Here is a 4,176-nt window from a genome sequence, read left to right as displayed (position 1 = left end):
TTGGAGCACAATCTACGTCACAGGCAAAAAGCCTAAGGAGCTGCACGGCTTCCAGATCCCTCCCTCGATGATCAGTCGAGAACTATCGCTCCTGATGGAGCGATAGTCGAGATACAAGGAGCTGCCGCAGGCTGCGATCTTTTGACTTTAAAACTAAAAGCCCGGCAAGGCGCAAACCCTGGCGGGCTTTTTTGTGCCTGGGCAGCTTAGAACGCGCCCATGTAATCGCGCTTGCCCACTTCCACACCGTTATGACGCAGCAAGGCGTAAGCGGTGGTGACGTGGAAGAAGAACTGCGGCAAGCCGTAAGTCAGCAGGTAGGCCTGGCCGGTGAAGCGCTTCTCTTTAGGCGTGCCCGGACGCGTCACGATCTCGATACCTTCCTGGCCGTTGATCTGCTCGGGTTTGATTTCGCCGATGTAGCCCAGCACCTTGGTCAGCAGCGCTTGCAACTCGGCGAAGGTGGTTTCGGTATCTTCGTACTTCGGCACTTCAATCTCGGCCAGGCGCGAGGACACGCCCTTGGCGAAATCAACGGCGATCTGCACCTGGCGCACCAGCGGGAACATGTCCGGGAACAGGCGCGCTTGCAGCAGCGCGTTCGGGTCGATGTTCTTTGCGCTGGCGTGAGCTTCAGCTTTTTTCAGAACGTCGCTCAGGGCGGTGAGCATTTGCGTGAAAACCGGGATGGAGGCGTCGTACAGGGAAATGGTCATGGCAGTCTCGTGTGATGACAGTAGGGAAACGTGGGGGCGATTATAGCCTTGGAACGGATCGACACGCTGATGTGCATGCATGCGTGTCCATTGGCCACTGCCGCAGATTCGGGATAGTCTCTTTAGCGCAAGATTCCCGGCTCGATTCACATGGGGATGAGTCGTGGTTGCCGACCCGACTGCCAATTAGGGATAGAAAAAAAATGAGCACTGAACAACAAACGACCCTCGACGAACCGCGGCTCAACAGCACGGAAATCCGCATCCTGGGCTCGTTGATCGAAAAACAGGCGACCAGCCCGGAAACCTACCCGCTGACGCTTAATGCGCTGGTGATTGCCTGCAACCAGAAAACCAGCCGCGAGCCGGTGATGAACCTCACCCAGGGCCAGGTAGGCCAGAGCCTGCGCGCGCTGGAAGGTCGCGGCTTCACCAAACTGGTGATGGGCAGCCGCGCCGACCGCTGGGAGCATAAGGTCGACAAAGCGCTGGAACTGGTGCCGGCACAAGTGATCCTGGCGGGACTGTTGTTTCTGCGCGGCCCGCAAACGGTCAATGAACTGCTGACCCGCAGCGGTCGCATGCATGATTTCGAAGACGCCGAGCAGGTAGTGCATCAACTGGAACGCCTGATCGCACGCGGGCTGGCGCTGCTGATCCCGCGCCAGGTCGGACAGCGCGAGGACCGCTACATGCACGCGCTGGGGGATCCGGCGGACATCGAGGTGATTCTGGCCGCACGGCATAACCCTGCGGAACGCGGCTCGAGCGGTGGCGTTTCGGTTGAAAGGGTCGAAGAGCTGGAAGCGCGGATTGCCGCGCTGGAAGAGCGCCTTTCACGCCTGGAATAACCTGACGAATGTATGTTCCTGACTTGAACACCCGGAAAATGCGTTTCCCTGACTTGAACAACACGGAAGATGCGTTTTCCATGTAGGAGCTGCCGAAGGCTGCGATCTTTTGATCTTGATTTCATAATCTTTCTAAATCAAAGATCAAAAGATCGCAGCCTTCGGCAGCTCCTACGGGCGCATTGCTCCCTATCAATTGGGGGATGACGCCCCCCGAGCTGGCACGTCAGCTGCGCGCGAACTCTACCGCCAGGCGAAACTGCTCATCCGTCGGCCGCACGCCGGTGTACAGCACGAACTGCTCCAGCGCCTGGATGGCGATCACTTCAAGCCCTGTGATCACTCGCTTCCCCTCGGCACGTCCGCGCACGATCAACGGCGTTTCCGAGGGGATTGCCACCACATCGAAGATGGTTTGCGCTTTTTCAATCGCATCTGCCGCAAAGGCCAGTTGCTCGGCTTCCGGCCCACCGGTCATGCCGATCGGTGTGACGTTGATCAGCATCTGCGCCCGCTCATTTCCCAGCTCTGCTTGCCATTCATAGCCCAGCGAATTTGCCAGGGCGCGCCCGGCCTGTTCGTTGCGGGCGACGATCAGGCCATTGCCGCAGCGCACTCGCCACCGCCTTGGCCATGCCGCCGCTTCCGCGCAGGGCGAAGGTCGAATCCTTGGGCACCTGATGAGTTTCAAGCAGCTGCGCAATGGCGATGTAATCGGTGTTGTAAGCCTTGAGGTGGCCATCGGTGTTGACGATGGTATTGATCGACTGGATGGCCGCAGCCGATGCGTCCAGCTCATCGACCAGGGCGATGCAGGCCTCCTTGAACGGCATCGACACCCCGCAGCCACGGATGCCCAAAGCGCGAATGCCGCCCACCGCACCAGGCAAATCCTGGCTGCTGAACGCCTTGTAGTAAAAATTCAGGCCCAACTGCTCGTACAGATGATTGTGAAAACGCAGGCCAAAATTCCCCGGACGCCCTGAAAGGGACATGCACAGCTGGGTATCTCGGTTGGGGTTCATCTGCATGAAAAAATCTCCATCAAGTGCACTTTCAGATGGACGGGATTGGCCATTCCATCCTGTTCTGTTCGATCATAAAGGCCAGCGTTCGCTGGGAACGGGACCGTCGACAAGCCGGTACAGACCTTACACAAAATTTACCCAGCGGCTGTGCTGATTTTGCAAAAAGTGCTGTCTTAGATGTATCCCCGCGACAATCCTTGAGTCTATTGCAGACACAAGCGCCGGGTCGAAGAACCGAGGAATTATCATGATCCGTAAAATCTCCACAGTGGCCTTGCTGATCGGCGCTCTCGCGGTCACAGGGCAATCACAGGCCCATGGCGGTGGTGGCGGTTGGCAAGGTCCAGCGGTATTTGGTGCGATCGTGGGCTCGGCCATCGTCGGTTCGGCCCTGATCAACGCCAACCGGCCGGTGTATGTGCAGCAACCGGTCTACGCCCAACCACAGCCGGTTTATGTGCAACAGCCGCCACCGGTCTATTACCAGCCGGCGCCGGTCTACGTTCAACAGCCGGTCTACTATCAGCCAGCGCCGGTGTACTACGGTCCGCCCCGCGGCTACTACGGTCCACCGCGCGGCTATTACGGCCCGCCCCGTGGTTATTACGGCCGCCCGCACTACTGACAGACCCATCAGGCCCCGCCTCAAAACGGGGCTTTTTTGTGCCCGCTGATCGGTTCAGGTCTGGATCGATGTTGCCGAGGTCGCTGTCGGAACAGCGCTTGCAAGCAAATTCGGCAAGATTGAATCGATCCTCTTTCCCCACTTTGGGTAAAACAGTCATATTTATGTCATGTCAGGTCCGCAAGCTTGGGCCTGTCCGCCAATAGCAGGTTGATAACAACAAGGACGACCTCATGCCCACACAGAATCCGCATCGCAATGTCGGCCTGTGCACCTCCAGCAAGGTGTATGACACGCTGACCGAACTCAAGAACCTGGAAGGCCACCGCAACGCCAAGTTCCTCTCGCTGCTGGCCGAAAACCTGGTGCGCAAGGGGCTGCTCAATGAGCAGGAAGTGGTGCATATGCTGGACCTGGTGGTCGACTGAACGCAGCACTCACTCGCGTCAATGACGACTATCGAGAGCGTTGATTGTTCCTGTCGGCGCCGGGCCCGTAAGGTAGCTCCATCGATTGATGGAGGTAGTTATGTCCCAGGTCCAGATCATGTCCGTAGTTGGCAGCGCAGTCCCCGCCCCTTTGAGGGAGCTGGGTCTGCTGGCTTGTTGGTATCTTGTGCAGGACGGTGAACCAATCAGCGGCCCGCTGACTTCACTGCCGGCCGCACAGGCATTGTCGCAACGTATCGACCATGGCCGCCTGAGTGCTTAAGGCAATTGCACCCGCGGCTTGGTTTCACTGAAGATCGCCCAGCTCGACATGAACAGCGCGGCGATCAGTGGCCCGATCACAAAGCCATTGAGGCCGAACACCGCCATGCCGCCCAGGGTTGAAATCAGGATCATGTAGTCCGGCATCTTGGTGTCTTTGCCCACCAGGATTGGACGCAGCACGTTGTCCACCAGGCCGATGACGAATACCCCGAACAACCCCAGTACTGTCTCTTATACACATCT

5 protein-coding genes and 2 pseudogenes are annotated in these 4,176 nt (G+C 58.2%); 4 read left to right on the top strand and 3 right to left on the bottom strand.

Going from position 1 to position 4,176, the window contains the following annotated elements; translation table 11 throughout:
- Nucleotides 1-206 precede the first annotated feature (206 nt).
- Nucleotides 207-716 carry a DUF1993 domain-containing protein gene (locus tag UB23_RS15865; RefSeq protein WP_045060247.1) on the bottom strand — a complete coding sequence of 170 codons (510 nt, stop codon included), beginning with the start codon at nt 714-716 and terminating at the stop codon, nt 207-209.
- A 203-nt stretch (nt 717-919) separates the two neighbouring features.
- Between UB23_RS15865 and UB23_RS15860 the strand changes: the two genes are divergently transcribed.
- Nucleotides 920-1,567, top strand: a complete 648-nt coding sequence (locus tag UB23_RS15860; protein WP_045060246.1) for a YceH family protein — start codon at nt 920-922, stop codon at nt 1,565-1,567.
- Nucleotides 1,568-1,793: 226 nt separating this feature from the next.
- Here the strand turns inward: UB23_RS15860 and UB23_RS15855 are convergent.
- Nucleotides 1,794-2,598, bottom strand: a pseudogene (locus tag UB23_RS15855) (shikimate 5-dehydrogenase).
- A gap of 244 nt (nt 2,599-2,842) precedes the next feature.
- Here UB23_RS15855 and UB23_RS15850 point away from each other — a divergent pair.
- The 3 genes from UB23_RS15850 (at nt 2,843) to UB23_RS30290 (ending at nt 3,931) form a co-directional block, all read left to right on the top strand.
- Nucleotides 2,843-3,220: a hypothetical protein gene (locus UB23_RS15850; RefSeq protein ID WP_045060245.1), complete on the top strand. Its 378-nt coding sequence runs from the start codon at nt 2,843-2,845 to the stop codon at nt 3,218-3,220.
- 233 nt (nt 3,221-3,453) lie between these two features.
- Nucleotides 3,454-3,648, top strand: a complete 195-nt coding sequence (locus UB23_RS15845; RefSeq protein ID WP_045060244.1) for a hypothetical protein — start codon at nt 3,454-3,456, stop codon at nt 3,646-3,648.
- A 100-nt stretch (nt 3,649-3,748) separates the two neighbouring features.
- Nucleotides 3,749-3,931: a hypothetical protein gene (locus UB23_RS30290; RefSeq protein WP_045060243.1), complete on the top strand. Its 183-nt coding sequence runs from the start codon at nt 3,749-3,751 to the stop codon at nt 3,929-3,931.
- On the opposite strand, the pseudogene UB23_RS15835 reads toward UB23_RS30290, so the two are convergent.
- A pseudogene (locus tag UB23_RS15835) lies at nt 3,928-4,158 on the bottom strand (AI-2E family transporter); the annotation flags it as partial. The gene UB23_RS30290 and the pseudogene UB23_RS15835 sit on opposite strands and share 4 nt — an antisense overlap.
- Between the last annotated feature and the right edge of the window lie 18 nt (nt 4,159-4,176).

It is taken from the genome of Pseudomonas sp. ES3-33 (assembly GCF_000952175.1).
GTDB lineage: Bacteria > Pseudomonadota > Gammaproteobacteria > Pseudomonadales > Pseudomonadaceae > Aquipseudomonas > Aquipseudomonas gregormendelii.
This window is presented reverse-complemented; position numbering and strand designations above follow the sequence as displayed.

Bases quoted from the DNA above. Each gene is read 5' to 3' on its own strand.
- UB23_RS30290 (WP_045060243.1), top strand. From the start codon at position 3,749: ATGTCCCAGGTCCAGATCATGTCCGTAGTTGGCAGCGCAGTCCCCGCC.
- UB23_RS15860 (WP_045060246.1), top strand. From the start codon at position 920: ATGAGCACTGAACAACAAACGACCCTCGACGAACCGCGGCTCAACAGC.
- UB23_RS15850 (WP_045060245.1), top strand. From the start codon at position 2,843: ATGATCCGTAAAATCTCCACAGTGGCCTTGCTGATCGGCGCTCTCGCG.
- UB23_RS15865 (WP_045060247.1), bottom strand. From the start codon at position 716: ATGACCATTTCCCTGTACGACGCCTCCATCCCGGTTTTCACGCAAATG.
- UB23_RS15845 (WP_045060244.1), top strand. From the start codon at position 3,454: ATGCCCACACAGAATCCGCATCGCAATGTCGGCCTGTGCACCTCCAGC.